This is a genomic window from Rhizobium sp. RU20A, from assembly GCF_900155885.1.
Lineage (GTDB): Bacteria > Pseudomonadota > Alphaproteobacteria > Rhizobiales > Rhizobiaceae > RU20A.
In genome coordinates this window covers 1,706,683-1,720,205 of sequence record NZ_FTMB01000001.1, presented here as the reverse complement: position 1 = coordinate 1,720,205, position 13,523 = coordinate 1,706,683, and the positions used below count along the sequence as shown (strand labels likewise).

Here is a 13,523-nt window from a genome sequence, read left to right as displayed (position 1 = left end):
AATGGCGTGAAAGCGGCTGGGTCACCCCGGCCGCTTTTCGCGTGTCAGGCCCAGAAGTCGGGGATTGTCTCGGACAGACGCGGGCCGAGGCGCAGCGGCGCGATCTTTTCGGCAAGGCCCGTGCGGTCGGAAATCTCGACACCGAGGCCGCAGATGGTGGCGGCGCCGCTCGCCGCCTCGAATCTGCCCTTCGGCATCTTGGAAATGAACCGGTTCAGCGGCTCTTCCTTGTCCATGCCGAGCGAGGAATCATAGTCGCCGCACATGCCCGCATCCGACATGTAGGCGGTACCCCCGTTCAGGATCTGGTGATCGGCGGTCGGCACATGGGTGTGGGTGCCGACGACGAGGCTGGCACGCCCATCGACGAAATGGCCGAAGCACTGCTTCTCGCTGGTCGCCTCCGCATGAAAGTCGAAGACGATGGCATCGGCCTGTTCTCCGAGCGGGCAGGCGGCAAGGATGGCTTCGCCCGCCTTGAAGGGATCGTCGAGTTCGGGATGCATGAAGACCCGGCCCATGATGTTGGCGACCAGAACACGCGCGCCGTTGCGGGCGATGTAGAGGTTTGAGCCGCGCCCAGGCGTGCCGGGCGGATAGTTGGCGGGCCTGAGGAACTGGTCATGCCGGCCGGCGAAGGTGACGGTCTCCTTCTGGTCCCAGACATGGTTGCCAGTCGTCACGACATCGGCGCCGGCATTGATGGTTTCGAGGAAGATGTCCTCGGTGATGCCGAAGCCGCCGGCCGCATTCTCGCCGTTGACGATGACGAAGTCGAGCTTCAGATCGGCGATCAGACCCGGCAGACGGTTCCAGACGGCCACCCGCCCGGTCTTGCCCACCATGTCACCCAGAAACAGAAGCCGCATGCCGATCGTCCCACCTATGCTGTCTTGATGACCCGAAGCCCGCTTTCCGTCAGCACTGCATCGAGCGCGACATCATGCGGTTCAGCGGGCACTGATGCCACTTCCTGGCAGTCGAATGCAATCCCGATCAGCCGCGGACGACGGCCCATGCCCCGCAAACGGTCGATGGCGCGGTCGTAGTGGCCGGCGCCGTAGCCGATCCGGTTGCCCGCCGCATCGAAGGCCGAGAGCGGCACCAGCAGCAAGTCCGGCTCCAGCACCGCCGCCTCCGGGCCCGGTCCCGTCGTCCCGAAGCCCGTCGAGATCACCGGCGCGCCTTCCGCATATGCGCGGAAAACGATCGTCTCGCGATCAAGCACCACCGGCAGGCAAAGACGGGCACCACGCGCTGCGAGCCGCGCCATCAGCGGGCGGATATCGGCCTCAGAACGGATCGGCCAGAAGCCGGCCACCACCTCGCCCGGGACAAGGGAAATGGCCTCGCCGCCATGCGCCAGCATCGCGGCACCCGCGGCCGCCCGCGCCTGCGGCGCCAAGGCATCGCGAAGCGCCAGCCGCTCGGCGCGGATCGCCTTCTTCTCGTCGCGTTGGGTTATGACAGTTTCGTCCATCCGTTCCTCCGTCAAGTCAGTCCATGTCACACCATGCCAGCCGCAAAGGGCCGGTGCCACGCCGGAAACGACGCAGCCTGCCGCCAGCCGGAGGCGCATGCATGTGGGATGGGGGGAGGAGGAGAGTGCGATCCACGACGACCGATGGATATTTTACGATCCCGGGTGCCTACAAAGTAGGTGGGCGCCATATGTCCGGACCCACGGGTCCGGCCAGGGACAGCTCCCTTGAGATCGAGTATGGCCCCGGGGATTGTGGATCCTGTCGGGAAGCGCAGACCGCAAACAAGATATAGAGCGGATCGCGTCCCGTTGCCAGTGGCGAACCTTGCAGACGCCAACAATTCGGCGCCGCCTACTCCGCGGCCGATGGCGCCCGGCCGGAGAGCTTGGCGGTGATGCCGAGAATCTGTGCGGTGACGTCCGACAGCGCACCGGCGATCGCCTCGTCGCCCTTGGCCTGTTCGGCCAGCGCCGCGTCCCTGACGCCGCGGATGTTTTCCACTTCGGTTTCCAGAGTCTTCAGCCGACGACTGACCTCGGAGAGTTCGTCCATGACCATGATGCCGGCCATGACGGTGATGCGCAGATCGCCGATCTCGCCGAATTGCTGCTTGAGGTGGCCGACATAGCGGTCGAAACGCGCCGCAAGCTCGGTCAGGTGCTCTTCCTGGCCTTCCTCGCAGGCCATGCGATAGGCTTTCCCATCAATATTGACCGTGACCTGTGCCATCTCAGCCCTTTATCCTGCCCTTGCCGACCGTCACCGGTCGAGAACCGCGCGGATCGTCTCCATCGCCGTCACAAGGCGACGCGAGACCTCGCGGTTGACCTCTTCGAGCCGGTTGGCGCGAAACTGTGACTGGTCGAGTTCCTGGGCCAGGCGGGCCCGATCGACATTCACCCGCCGGACCTCGTTCTCCGCCTCGCCCATGTCGCGCTCGCGCTCGACCCTGCCATCGATCGCCTTTTCGAGGGCCGAAAGCGCAGTCCTCAACTCGTCGATCGCCGCTCTGACCGATTTCGATGGCATGCTGCCCGCGTCCCTTGCAAAGACCCGCCCGAATCCGGACGGACATGGCTTAAAAAGCTATGGAATCGTCATAAACCCATTCGTGTCGGGGGAACAACCGTTTCAAAGACAGTCTTTGTCGGGAAGCTGTGGATCAAAACGATTTAAAAGCCGCGCTGGCGCCCTTCTGGCCATGGGTTCCAAGGCTTTGTCTTTGTTGACTTGGGCGTATCACCTGCTATGTGTCGGGCGCTTCTTGCGCGGTCTTTGGAGGATAGAGACCGTTCCCTGACCACCGATTTTTGAGCGGAACAGTCATGAACTCTCGCGAAAAACACGACCGGATGGCGAATGCGATCCGATTCCTTTCCATGGATGCCGTCGAGAAAGCCAACTCGGGCCACCCTGGACTGCCGATGGGAGCGGCCGATGTGGCCACCGTCCTCTTCACCAAATACCTGAACTTCGATCCCAAGGCCCCGCAGTGGCCGAACCGTGACCGGTTCGTCCTGTCGGCCGGCCACGGCTCGATGCTGATCTACTCGCTGCTCTATCTGACGGGCTACGAGGACATCACCATCGACGAGATCAAGAACTTCCGTCAGCTCGGCTCCAAGACGGCCGGCCACCCGGAATACGGCCATGCCGCAGGCATCGAGACGACCACTGGTCCGCTCGGCCAGGGCATTGCCACCGCCGTTGGCATGGCAATCGCCGAAAAGAAGCTGAACGACGAGTTCGGCGGCGATCTCATCGACCACTATACCTACGTCATCGCCGGCGACGGCTGCCTGATGGAGGGCATCAGCCAGGAAGCGATTTCGCTGGCAGGCCACCTCAAGCTCAACAAGCTGATCGTCTTCTGGGACGACAACAACATCTCCATCGACGGCCCGATTTCGATCGCCGACTCGACCGACCAGCACGCCCGTTTCAAGGCATCCGGCTGGAACACGATCGCCGTCGACGGCCATGATCCGGACGCCATCTCGGCCGCCATTGAAACGGCCCAGAAGTCCGACAAGCCGACGATGATCGCCTGCAAGACGATCATCGGCTTCGGTGCCCCGCACAAGGCCGGCACCCACAAGGTGCACGGCTCGCCGCTCGGGGCGGAAGAAATCGCCGCCACCCGCAAGGCGCTGAACTGGGAATCGGAAGCCTTCGTGGTTCCGGCCGACGTTCTCGATGCCTGGCGTCTGGCCGGTCTTCGCGCCACCAAGACGCACAAGGAATGGCAGGCTCGTCTCGAAAAGACCGAGGCAGAAAAGAAGGCGCAGTTCACCCGTCGCTTTGCCGGCGAGCTGGAAAGTGGCCTTGCCCCGGCGATTTCCGCCTACAAGAAGAAGCTGGCCGAGACCAAGCCCAACCCGGCGACCCGCAAGGCGTCGGAGGATGCGCTCGAGGTCATCAACGGCGTGCTGACCGAGACGATTGGCGGTTCGGCCGACCTCACCGGCTCCAACAACACCAAGACCAGCCAGACCAAGTCGATCACCCCGACCGACTTTACTGGCCGCTACCTGCACTACGGCATTCGCGAACACGGCATGGCCGCCGCGATGAACGGGATCGCGCTGCATGGGGGTCTCATCCCCTATTCCGGCGGCTTCCTGATCTTCTCGGACTATTGCCGCCCGTCGATCCGCCTTGCCGCGCTGATGGGCATCCGCGTCATCCACGTGCTGACGCATGATTCCATCGGTCTTGGCGAAGACGGCCCGACGCACCAGCCGGTCGAGCAGATGGCCGCGCTGCGCGCCATCCCGAACCTCCTGATGTTCCGCCCGGCCGATGCCACGGAAACGGTGGAGTGCTGGCAGCTGGCGCTTGAGAACAAGCACCGTCCGTCGGGCCTGGCGCTGACCCGCCAGAACCTGATGCCGATCCGCACCGAGTTCGAGGAAGACAACCTCTGCGCCAAGGGCGCCTACGAGGTCGTCTCCAACAGCGACGCCAAGGTGACGATCTTCGCTTCGGGCTCCGAAGTCGAAATCGCCGTCAAGGCCGCCGGTACGCTGAACGAGAAGGGTGTCTCCACCCGCGTCGTTTCCGTGCCCTGCTTCGAGCTCTTCGAAGACCAGCCGGAAGACTACAAGCGCGCCGTCATCGGCGATGCTCCGGTCAAGATCGCGGTCGAAGCTGCCATCCGCCAGGGCTGGGACGCCTTCATCGGCTCCGACGGCATCTTCATCGGCATGCATGGTTTCGGCGCTTCGGGCCCCTACAAGGAGCTCTACAAGCACTTCGGCATCACGCCGGAAGCCGTAGTCTCCGCTGCCGAGGCCAAGCTTTCCTGATACCGCTTCCGGGCGGCCGGTACCCCCGGCCGCCTTTTTCTTAAGTCGCTTAAATCCCAAGCGCATTTCACAGGGAGAAACCTGACATGACAGTGAAAGTCGCCATCAACGGCTTCGGCCGCATCGGCCGCAACGTGCTGCGCGCGATCGTCGAATCCGGCCGCACCGACATCGAAGTCGTCGCGATCAACGATCTCGGCCCGGTCGAGACCAACGCGCATCTGCTGCGTTACGATTCCATCCATGGCAAGTTCCCCGCAACCGTCGAAGTGCAGGGCGACACGATCATCGTAGCCGGCGGCAAGCCGATCAAGGTCACCGCCATCAAGGATCCCGCCACCCTGCCGCATGGCGAAATGGGCGTCGACATCGCACTGGAATGCACGGGCATCTTCACCGCCCGCGACAAGGCTGCCGCCCACCTGACGGCCGGCGCCAAGCGCGTCATCGTTTCGGCCCCGGCCGATGGCGCTGACCTGACGGTCGTCTTCGGCGTCAACCACGACAAGCTGACCAAGGACCACCTCGTCATCTCCAACGCCTCGTGCACGACGAACTGCCTGGTTCCCGTCGTCAAGGCGCTCGATGACGCCGTCGGCATTGATCATGGCTTCATGACCACGATCCACTCCTACACGGGCGACCAGCCGACGCTCGACACGATGCACAAGGACCTTTACCGCGCCCGCGCCGCGGCGCTCTCGATGATCCCGACCTCGACCGGCGCCGCCAAGGCCGTCGGCCTCGTCATGCCGCACCTCAAGGGCAAGCTCGACGGCACCTCGATCCGCGTTCCCACCCCGAACGTCTCGGTCGTCGACTTCAAGTTCGTCGCCAAGCGCGACACGAGCGTTGCCGAGATCAACGCCGCGATCAAGGCTGCCGCCGATGGCCCGCTGAAGGGCATCCTCGGGTATACCGACGAGCCGCTCGTCTCGCGCGACTTCAACCACGACAGCCACTCTTCGATCTTTGCCAACGACCAGACCAAGGTTCTGGAAGGCAATTTCGTGCGCATCCTGTCCTGGTACGACAACGAATGGGGCTTCTCGAACCGCATGGCCGACACGGCCGTCGCCTTCGCCAAGCTGATCTGACATTCGCATGTTTCCGCCCCTTGCCCATAGAACGGTGCGCTGGCGTCCGGTCCAGGGTGAAGGGCTCGAACATCTGACATTGGTTCCGGGGAGTGATACGAACTCCCCGGCCTTTCGGGCAGAAAGCGTCGTCATCGGCGCCGCTGACGGCGTTGCCTACGGCGCCCGCTACATGGTCGAAGGACGAGCGGACTGGACGGTCAGCGCGCTCTGCGTCGAAAATACTGCTGGTCATCGCCTAAGCCTTCGCTCCGACCAGCCTGGCCGCTGGACAGATGAGCATGGCCACCCATGCCCGGATTTCGACGGCCTTATCGACATTGACCTGTCCGCCACGCCCTTTACCAATACTTTGCCAATCCGGCGGCTGGGATTGACGACGGGAATGCCGGCGTCGGACATCGCAGTCCTCTACATTCCCTTCGACACCCTCCGGCCCCATGCGCACCATCAACGCTACACCTGCCTGAAAGACGGGCGCCTCTATCGCTTTGAGGTCGCCGACGGCAGCTTCGCGGCCGATCTTCCCGTGGACGCGGATGGCCTCGTCCTCGACTATCCCGAACTTTTCCGAAGACTTTAAGCGGAGACCCATCATGAGCTTCAAGACCCTCGACGACCTCACCGACATCGCCGGCAAGCGCGTTCTGGTGCGCGTCGACCTCAACGTGCCCGTCAAGGACGGCAAGGTCACCGACGCCACACGCATCGAGCGCGTGCTGCCGACCATCCGCGAACTTTCTGAAAAGGGCGCCAAGGTCATCCTGCTTGCTCACTTCGGCCGTCCGAAGGGTGAGCCGGTCGCCGACATGTCGCTGGAGCCGATCGCCGCCGCCGTCGAGGAAATCCTCGACCAGCGCGTCTATTTCGCCGCCGACTGCATCGGCGACAAGGCTGCCAGCGCCATCGCCGGCCTGAAGGATGGCGACGTGCTGCTGCTGGAAAACACCCGCTTCCACAAGGGTGAAGAGAAGAACGACGCCGGCTTCACCGAAAAGCTCGCCGCCAATGGCGACATCTTCGTCAACGACGCCTTCTCCGCCGCGCACCGCGCCCATGCCTCCACGGAAGGCCTCGCCCGGCACCTGCCGGCCTATGCCGGCCGCACCATGCAGGCCGAACTGGAGGCGCTGGAAAAGGGTCTCGGCAACCCAAACCGCCCGGTCGTTGCCATCGTCGGCGGCGCCAAGGTTTCCACCAAGATCGACCTTTTGCAGAACCTCGTAAAGAAGGTGGATGCGCTGGTCATCGGCGGCGGCATGGCCAACACCTTCATCGCGGCGCAGGGCATCGATGTCGGCAAGTCGCTGTGCGAACATGACCTCGCCGACACCGCCCGCGCCATCATGGCCGAAGCCGAAACCTCCGGCTGCGCCATCGTGCTCCCCGTCGACGGCGTGATTGCCCGCGAGTTCAAGGCCGGTGCCGACAACGAAGTCGTCGACATCTCGGCCATCCCCGCCGATGCCATGGTGCTCGACGTCGGGCCGAAGTCGATCGCAACGGTCAACGAATGGATTTCCAAGGCCTCCACGCTGGTCTGGAACGGTCCGCTCGGCGCCTTCGAGATCGCCCCGTTCGACAAGGCCACCGTCTCCGTCGCCCGCCATGCGGCGGCTGAAACCAAGTCCGGCAAGCTCGTCTCCGTCGCCGGTGGCGGCGATACGGTAGCGGCCCTCAACCACGCCGACGTCGCCGACGACTTCACCTATGTCTCCACCGCCGGCGGCGCCTTCCTGGAATGGATGGAAGGCAAGCCGCTGCCGGGCGTCGATATTCTCGGCTGATAGCGAAACTGTACCCCGGGCGACCACCTGGCGTGGTCGCCCTGCCTCGCTCCGGTAACGCCGATATGTCCGGATCTCGTTGACCTTCGAGTCGTGTTTGTGCAAGGGCGCAGACGCCCTTTTGCCGGGCAGTCTCTAAGCTGCGGTCTTCAGCGTCTCGCGCGCGTCGGCAAAAATCTCCAGCGATCGAAGCTTGGCCGCCATGTCGTAGACCGGCATGGAGAGGATGATCTCGTCGGCACCCGTCAGCACCTGGAACTCGGCAAGCCGGCGTCGCACGGTGGGCTGGTCGCCGACCATAGCATATTGCAACGTGTGCTCCACCATGATGCGTTCCTGATCGCTCCAGTGCCCGTCCATCGTCTCCACCGGTGCCGGAAAGGCGCCCGGCGTGCCGCGCCGCAGCCGCAGGAAGGACTGCTGCATGGAGGTGAAATGGTAGGCGGCCTCTGTCGCCGTATCGGCCGCGACCGCCATGGCGCCCACCATCACATGCGGCTTGTCGAGCACGCCCGACGGTTCGAAGCGCTCGCGGTAGATCTCCAGCGCCGAGAGCAGCATGTCCGGCGCAAAATGCGAGGCGAAGGCAAAGGGCAGGCCGAGAATGCCGGCAAGATGTGCGGAGTAATGGCTCGAGCCAAGCAGCCAAACGGGCACTTTGGCGCCGGCGCCCGGCACGGCGAGGATATGATGGCTGCCCGTCTGGTCGGCGGGACCAAGAAGCCGCATCAGTTCGATCACGTCCTGCGGGAAATTTTCCGCGGCGGCATCGAGGTTGCGGCGCAGCGCCCGGGCCGTCTTCATGTCCGTGCCGGGTGCCCGGCCAAGGCCGAGATCGATGCGGCCGGGAAACAGCGCTTCCAGCGTGCCGAACTGTTCGGCGATGACGAGCGGCGAATGGTTCGGCAGCATGATGCCGCCGGATCCGACGCGAATCGTCTTCGTCGCCGCGGCGACGTGCTGGATGACGAGCGCGGTGGCAGCGCTTGCAATACCCGGCATGCCATGATGCTCCGCCAGCCAGAACCGCCTGTAGCCAAGGCTCTCGGCCTTGATGGCCAGCTGGCGCGAATTTTCCAGCGACTGCGCCACCGTCGATCCCTGGTTGATCGGCGACAGATCGAGGATGGAGAGGTCGGTCATATCGGGTGCCTTTCAGATCGGTGTTCTCTGCCATGTAGGAAGTCTGACCGGAAAATCCCACCCGGCAGGCCAGATCTGGCCGTCATGTTTTTGTTTTGTTCACATTTGGCTGGCAGCGTCCGGCCGGTGAGCATAGGATCTGGCGCATGAAAGAGACGATTCGCATCATTGGCATTGACCCCGGTCTTCGTCGCACCGGCTGGGGCGTCATCGAAACGCTCGGTAATTCCCTGCGCTTCGTGGCATCGGGCACCGTGACCTCCGATGGCGAGATGGATCTCGCCTCGCGGCTCTGCCAGTTGCATGACGGCCTAGCCGAGATCGTGCACAGCTATCAGCCGGATGAGGCGGCGGTGGAACAGACCTTCGTCAACAAGGACGCCACGGCGACACTCAAGCTCGGCCAGGCCCGTGGCATTGCCATGCTGGTCCCGGCCCGAGCCGGGCTGAAAGTGGCCGAATACGCGCCCAACGCCGTCAAGAAGGCCGTCATCGGCGTGGGCCATGGCGAAAAGCAGCAGATCCACCTGATGCTGAAGGTGCTGATGCCGAAAGCCATCTTCAAGGGCAATGACGCCGCCGACGCGCTGGCCATCGCCATCTGCCACGCTCATAACCGGCAGGGCATGGCCAGCCGGCTGGCGGCGCTGGCGGGGTGATTTGTTCTTGACTTGTTCTCTTCGTAAGAATAATTCTTACGACAAAGGAGAGCGCCATGCGTGTGACATCCAAGGGCCAGGTCACCATCCCCCGTGATCTCAGGGATCTCGCTGGTATCCAGCCAAACACTGACGTCGTGTTTTCCTTCGAGAATGGACGCGTCGTCATCACGCCGAAGCTCGGGGCCAGCGATGAAGCCGAGCGGGTGCGGATGGCGCGGATCCTTGCTGCTCTCGATGCGCTGGGCGGCACGGGCGATCCCCATGTGGATGCGGACGCTTTGGCGCGCATAACGCGGGAGCGCGGCGATGACGACGCTCATTGACACGAATGTTCTCGTCGATGTCGCCGTGCGCGATCCGGCCTGGAGCGACTGGTCGCGCCGCTGGCTGGCGCAGGCGGCGATGGTTGGCGGCATGGTCATCAATCCTATTGTCTATTCGGAGTTTTGCTTTCGCTACGAGACGATCGACGAGGTCGACCGGGTGCTGCCGGGCGATACGTTCCAGCGCGAAGACATTCCGTGGCCTGCCGCCTTTCTGGCAGCGCGCGCTTTTCGCATCTATCGCGGCGCCGGCGGTCGCAAGGCGCGCGTGCTGCCGGATTTCCTGATCGGTGCCCATGCGGCAATCAGGGGCTACAGACTGCTTACCCGCGACCCGGCCGGCTATCGCCGCTATTTCCCGACGGTCGATCTGATTACACCGGAGACCCACCCATGATCGGCAAACTCAAAGGCACCATCGACGAGATCGCCGAGGATCATGTGGTGCTCGATGTGCACGGCGTCGGCTATGTCGCCTATTGTTCGGCGCGCACGCTCGGCAAACTCGGTTCGGCCGGGGAGGCGGCGGTGCTCTTCATCGAGACCTATGTGCGCGAAGACCAACTGCGGCTCTTCGGCTTCCTCAGTGCGCTGGAGCGCGAATGGTTCCGCCTGCTCCAGAGCGTGCAGGGGGTTGGCTCGAAGGTGGCGCTGGCGGTTCTGTCCACGTTGACGCCGGGCGAACTGGCCAATGCGATCGCGTTGCAGGACAAGACGACCATCTCGCGCGCACCCGGCGTCGGGCCAAAGGTCGCTGTCCGCATTCTCACGGAGCTGAAGACGCGTGCACCCGCCTTTTCCGGCGAGGCAGCCGCCAGCATCGGCTTCAAGCAGGAGATCGGCGAAGGTGTGGCGAGTGCGCCGGTGGCCGATGCCGTCTCGGCCCTGACCAATCTCGGCTATTCGCGCGATCAGGCCGCCAATGCCATTGCGGCGGCGCTGAAGAATGGCGGGGAGGGGGCCGACAGCGCCAAATTGATCCGCCTTGGGCTGAAAGAACTGGCACGATAAGCGCGACCGACAATCGCCGGGACGTGGTTTGCAAATCAGCTTGCTTCGCGCATAAGCAAGGGGTGAGGCTTGAACGATTGCATCGCCATGATTTCGGCAATGAGGAACGTTAGCCCGCACACCGTTTCGCGGCCCTGGGCCGGTGAGATCACGCTTGTAATGTCAACTTGTAACGTCAAGGGGACGCGCGTCCCGCCGCACGAACTGGACCTTTCGCATGAACGACCCTTCCCGGCTGCTGGCGCCCGATAAACGCGGCGAGGACGTGGACACCGCGCTTCGCCCGCAGACGCTGGACGAGTTTACCGGGCAGGCCGAGGCGCGCGCCAACCTGAAGATCTTCATCGAGGCGGCGAAGAACCGCGGCGAGGCGCTTGACCATGTGCTCTTCGTCGGGCCACCGGGCCTTGGCAAGACGACGCTGGCGCAGATCATGGCGAAGGAACTTGGGGTCAATTTCCGCTCCACGTCCGGTCCCGTCATCGCCAAGGCGGGCGATCTCGCGGCTCTCCTCACCAATCTAGAAGAGCGTGACGTGCTCTTCATCGACGAAATCCATCGGCTCAATCCGGCGGTGGAGGAAATCCTCTATCCCGCCATGGAGGATTTCCAGCTCGACCTCATCATCGGCGAGGGGCCGGCGGCCCGCTCGGTGAAGATCGACCTTTCGAAGTTCACGCTGGTGGCGGCCACCACCCGCCTCGGCCTCCTGACGACGCCGCTGCGCGACCGTTTCGGCATTCCGGTGCGGCTGAACTTCTACACCGTCGAGGAACTGGAACTGATCGTGCGGCGCGGGGCGCGGCTGATGGGGCTCGGCATGACCGATGCCGGCGCGCGCGAAATTGCCCGCCGCGCCCGCGGCACGCCGCGCATCGCCGGGCGGCTCCTTCGCCGGGTGCGCGATTTTGCGGAAGTGGCGCGGGCCGAGGCGGTGACGAAGGAGATCGCCGACGAGGCGTTGACGCGGCTTCATGTCGACAGTCTCGGCCTCGACCAGCTCGATCGGCGCTATCTCAACATGATCGCCGTCAATTTCGGCGGCGGGCCCGTCGGCATCGAAACGATCGCGGCTGGCCTCTCCGAGCCGCGCGATGCGATCGAGGACATCATCGAGCCCTACCTCATCCAGCAGGGTTTCATCCAGCGTACGCCGCGCGGGCGGGTTCTGACGGCGAATGCCTGGCGGCATCTCGGCCTCCAGCCACCGAAGGAGCTGGAAGCCGCGCAGTTCCGCCTCTTTACCGAGGACGAGTGAGATGCTGACGCGTCGCCAGTTTCTCGGGTCCGTTGCGGGCCTCGGTGCGCTCGGTCTTGCTTCCGGTGGCTATGCGGTGGGCTTTGAGCCAATGCGCCAACCGGTCATCACAACCTATCGCCTGACACCGCCCAACTGGCCGGCGGGGCTGAGGCTTCGGATTGTCGCGCTCGCCGACATCCATGCGTGCCGCCCCTGGATGGATGCCGACAGGATCCGTTCCATCGTCGATGTCGCCAACGGGCTCGGCGGCGACATGATCGTGCTCCTTGGCGATTACGTGATCGGGATCCGCCATGTGGCTGAACCGCTGGCGCCCGCTGCCTGGCTGCAGCCGCTCACGCGGCTTTCCGCCCCGCTCGGCGTTCACGCCGTGATGGGCAATCATGACTGGTGGGAGGACATGGATGCGCAGCGTGAGCGGCTGCCGGAAACCTTCCTGCACCGAATGATGCGCGATCACGGTATTCCCGTCTATTCCAACACGGCGCAGCGGCTGGAAAAGGACGGGCATGGCCTCTGGATTGCCGGCCTCGAAGACCAGCGCGCGCTGCGCCAAGCGGTCCCCGGCAGGTCCTTCGACATGACCAGCCTTGCGGATGTTCCGAAAACCATGGCCGCGATCACCGATGATGCGCCGGTGGTGATGATGGCGCACGAGCCCGACATTTTCGCCCATATGCCCGATCGCGTCGCTTTGACCTTGTGCGGCCACACCCATGGGGGCCAGGTGCAGATGTTCAACTATGCGCCCTTCGTGCCTTCCGCATACGGCCAGCGCTACCGCTACGGCCATATTGTGGAGGAGGGGAAAAACCTGATCGTGTCGGGCGGTCTCGGCTGCACGGGCCTGCCGCTTCGGGTCGGCATGCCGCCTGAAATCGTCGTCGTGGAACTGGGATAGCACATGGCCAAACGCCGCATGATCCGCATCGATGCCAAGCCGTCGCGCTTCAACTATCGCATTGCCGGTCTCGGGCTGCGTGAGGGCCACGTGCTCGTGCACCGGGCCGTGCACGAGCCCTTCTGGACCTTTCCCGGCGGGCGGGCGGAAATCGGCGAGAGCTCGGCCGAAACGCTCTACCGGGAGATGATCGAGGAACTCGGGGTCGAGGTGAGCATCGGCCCGCTCCTCTTTGTGGTCGAGAATTTCTTCCATTATGAAAAACGCCGCTGGCACGAGCTCGGCTTCTACTACCGCATGGAGATCCCCGTCGATTTCCCCTTCGACCCGGAGGGCGGCATCGTCCACCGGCTGGAAGATGGCGGCAACGAACTGGAGTTCAAATGGGTGCCCGCCACCCGCGCAGCGCTGACGGCACTCGATATTCCCCCCTATTTCTTCAAGGATCGCATCGAGAACCTGCCGATCGTCACGGAGCACCTCGTCTTCGACGATGGCGACCTTGACCGGGCGGGCCGATCCGCGGGCCGGAGCGACTGAGAGGCA

Annotated in this window: 16 protein-coding genes and 1 other RNA gene; 11 read left to right on the top strand and 6 right to left on the bottom strand. The window is 64.0% G+C overall.

Annotation, left to right across the window (positions count from 1 at the left end; genetic code table 11):
• Positions 1-44: 44 nt before the first annotated feature.
• From F3H41_RS08325 to F3H41_RS08305, 5 genes are all read right to left on the bottom strand, one after another.
• Entirely contained in the window at positions 45-869 is an 825-nt protein-coding gene (locus F3H41_RS08325; RefSeq protein WP_149738078.1) for a YmdB family metallophosphoesterase, read from the bottom strand.
• A gap of 14 nt (positions 870-883) precedes the next feature.
• Positions 884-1,465, bottom strand: coding sequence for a 5-formyltetrahydrofolate cyclo-ligase (locus F3H41_RS08320; protein WP_149738278.1), 582 nt, complete (start codon positions 1,463-1,465; stop codon positions 884-886).
• 140 nt (positions 1,466-1,605) lie between these two features.
• Positions 1,606-1,764, bottom strand: a non-coding RNA gene (ssrS, locus tag F3H41_RS08315) — 6S RNA.
• Between the two features lie 71 nt (positions 1,765-1,835).
• Positions 1,836-2,213 carry a cell division protein ZapA gene (locus F3H41_RS08310; protein WP_149738077.1) on the bottom strand — a complete coding sequence of 126 codons (378 nt, stop codon included), beginning with the start codon at positions 2,211-2,213 and terminating at the stop codon, positions 1,836-1,838.
• Between the two features lie 30 nt (positions 2,214-2,243).
• A complete protein-coding gene (locus F3H41_RS08305; protein ID WP_149738076.1) occupies positions 2,244-2,513 on the bottom strand; it encodes a DUF4164 domain-containing protein in 270 nt (89 codons plus the stop codon).
• Between the two features lie 296 nt (positions 2,514-2,809).
• On the opposite strand from F3H41_RS08305, the gene tkt reads away from it, so the two are divergent.
• The 4 genes from tkt to F3H41_RS08285 all read left to right on the top strand — a co-directional run bounded on the left by tkt (position 2,810) and on the right by F3H41_RS08285 (position 7,676).
• Positions 2,810-4,792, top strand: a complete 1,983-nt coding sequence (gene tkt, locus F3H41_RS08300; protein ID WP_149738075.1) for a transketolase — start codon at positions 2,810-2,812, stop codon at positions 4,790-4,792.
• An 86-nt stretch (positions 4,793-4,878) separates the two neighbouring features.
• Positions 4,879-5,889, top strand: a complete 1,011-nt coding sequence (gene gap, locus F3H41_RS08295) for a type I glyceraldehyde-3-phosphate dehydrogenase (protein ID WP_149738074.1) — start codon at positions 4,879-4,881, stop codon at positions 5,887-5,889.
• Between the two features lie 7 nt (positions 5,890-5,896).
• Entirely contained in the window at positions 5,897-6,472 is a 576-nt protein-coding gene (locus tag F3H41_RS08290) for a putative glycolipid-binding domain-containing protein (RefSeq protein WP_149738073.1), read from the top strand.
• A 13-nt stretch (positions 6,473-6,485) separates the two neighbouring features.
• A complete protein-coding gene (locus F3H41_RS08285) occupies positions 6,486-7,676 on the top strand; it encodes a phosphoglycerate kinase (protein ID WP_149738072.1) in 1,191 nt (396 codons plus the stop codon).
• Positions 7,677-7,811: 135 nt separating this feature from the next.
• Here F3H41_RS08285 and F3H41_RS08280 read toward each other — a convergent pair whose 3' ends face one another.
• On the bottom strand, positions 7,812-8,819 hold the full coding sequence (locus F3H41_RS08280) for an LLM class flavin-dependent oxidoreductase (RefSeq protein ID WP_149738071.1): 1,008 nt from the start codon (positions 8,817-8,819) through the stop codon (positions 7,812-7,814).
• Between the two features lie 146 nt (positions 8,820-8,965).
• On the opposite strand from F3H41_RS08280, the gene ruvC reads away from it, so the two are divergent.
• The 7 genes from ruvC (at position 8,966) to F3H41_RS08245 (ending at position 13,517) form a co-directional block, all read left to right on the top strand.
• Positions 8,966-9,478 (top strand): crossover junction endodeoxyribonuclease RuvC, encoded by a 513-nt coding sequence (gene ruvC / locus F3H41_RS08275; RefSeq protein ID WP_149738070.1) that lies wholly within the window; start codon positions 8,966-8,968, stop codon positions 9,476-9,478.
• Positions 9,479-9,534: 56 nt separating this feature from the next.
• Positions 9,535-9,804: an AbrB/MazE/SpoVT family DNA-binding domain-containing protein gene (locus tag F3H41_RS08270; protein ID WP_149738069.1), complete on the top strand. Its 270-nt coding sequence runs from the start codon at positions 9,535-9,537 to the stop codon at positions 9,802-9,804.
• Positions 9,788-10,201 (top strand): type II toxin-antitoxin system VapC family toxin, encoded by a 414-nt coding sequence (locus tag F3H41_RS08265; protein ID WP_149738068.1) that lies wholly within the window; start codon positions 9,788-9,790, stop codon positions 10,199-10,201. Before F3H41_RS08270 ends, F3H41_RS08265 begins: the two co-directional genes overlap by 17 nt.
• Positions 10,198-10,815, top strand: a complete 618-nt coding sequence (gene ruvA / locus F3H41_RS08260) for a Holliday junction branch migration protein RuvA (RefSeq protein ID WP_149738067.1) — start codon at positions 10,198-10,200, stop codon at positions 10,813-10,815. The genes F3H41_RS08265 and ruvA overlap by 4 nt, the downstream gene beginning before the upstream one ends.
• A 217-nt stretch (positions 10,816-11,032) precedes the next feature.
• The gene (gene ruvB, locus F3H41_RS08255; RefSeq protein WP_149738066.1) at positions 11,033-12,073 is read left to right on the top strand and encodes a Holliday junction branch migration DNA helicase RuvB; all 1,041 of its coding nucleotides are present in this window, start codon (positions 11,033-11,035) and stop codon (positions 12,071-12,073) included.
• A 1-nt stretch (position 12,074) separates the two neighbouring features.
• On the top strand, positions 12,075-12,977 hold the full coding sequence (locus F3H41_RS08250; protein WP_149738065.1) for a metallophosphoesterase: 903 nt from the start codon (positions 12,075-12,077) through the stop codon (positions 12,975-12,977).
• Between the two features lie 3 nt (positions 12,978-12,980).
• Entirely contained in the window at positions 12,981-13,517 is a 537-nt protein-coding gene (locus F3H41_RS08245; protein WP_149738064.1) for an NUDIX hydrolase, read from the top strand.
• Positions 13,518-13,523 lie beyond the last annotated feature (6 nt).

Bases quoted from the DNA above. Each gene is read 5' to 3' on its own strand.
- ruvA (WP_149738067.1), top strand. From the start codon at position 10,198: ATGATCGGCAAACTCAAAGGCACCATCGACGAGATCGCCGAGGATCAT.
- F3H41_RS08280 (WP_149738071.1), bottom strand. From the start codon at position 8,819: ATGACCGACCTCTCCATCCTCGATCTGTCGCCGATCAACCAGGGATCG.
- F3H41_RS08265 (WP_149738068.1), top strand. From the start codon at position 9,788: ATGACGACGCTCATTGACACGAATGTTCTCGTCGATGTCGCCGTGCGC.
- tkt (WP_149738075.1), top strand. From the start codon at position 2,810: ATGAACTCTCGCGAAAAACACGACCGGATGGCGAATGCGATCCGATTC.
- F3H41_RS08325 (WP_149738078.1), bottom strand. From the start codon at position 869: ATGCGGCTTCTGTTTCTGGGTGACATGGTGGGCAAGACCGGGCGGGTG.
- F3H41_RS08310 (WP_149738077.1), bottom strand. From the start codon at position 2,213: ATGGCACAGGTCACGGTCAATATTGATGGGAAAGCCTATCGCATGGCC.
- F3H41_RS08290 (WP_149738073.1), top strand. From the start codon at position 5,897: ATGTTTCCGCCCCTTGCCCATAGAACGGTGCGCTGGCGTCCGGTCCAG.
- ruvC (WP_149738070.1), top strand. From the start codon at position 8,966: ATGAAAGAGACGATTCGCATCATTGGCATTGACCCCGGTCTTCGTCGC.
- F3H41_RS08270 (WP_149738069.1), top strand. From the start codon at position 9,535: ATGCGTGTGACATCCAAGGGCCAGGTCACCATCCCCCGTGATCTCAGG.
- F3H41_RS08245 (WP_149738064.1), top strand. From the start codon at position 12,981: ATGGCCAAACGCCGCATGATCCGCATCGATGCCAAGCCGTCGCGCTTC.
- gap (WP_149738074.1), top strand. From the start codon at position 4,879: ATGACAGTGAAAGTCGCCATCAACGGCTTCGGCCGCATCGGCCGCAAC.
- ruvB (WP_149738066.1), top strand. From the start codon at position 11,033: ATGAACGACCCTTCCCGGCTGCTGGCGCCCGATAAACGCGGCGAGGAC.
- F3H41_RS08250 (WP_149738065.1), top strand. From the start codon at position 12,075: ATGCTGACGCGTCGCCAGTTTCTCGGGTCCGTTGCGGGCCTCGGTGCG.
- F3H41_RS08305 (WP_149738076.1), bottom strand. From the start codon at position 2,513: ATGCCATCGAAATCGGTCAGAGCGGCGATCGACGAGTTGAGGACTGCG.
- F3H41_RS08285 (WP_149738072.1), top strand. From the start codon at position 6,486: ATGAGCTTCAAGACCCTCGACGACCTCACCGACATCGCCGGCAAGCGC.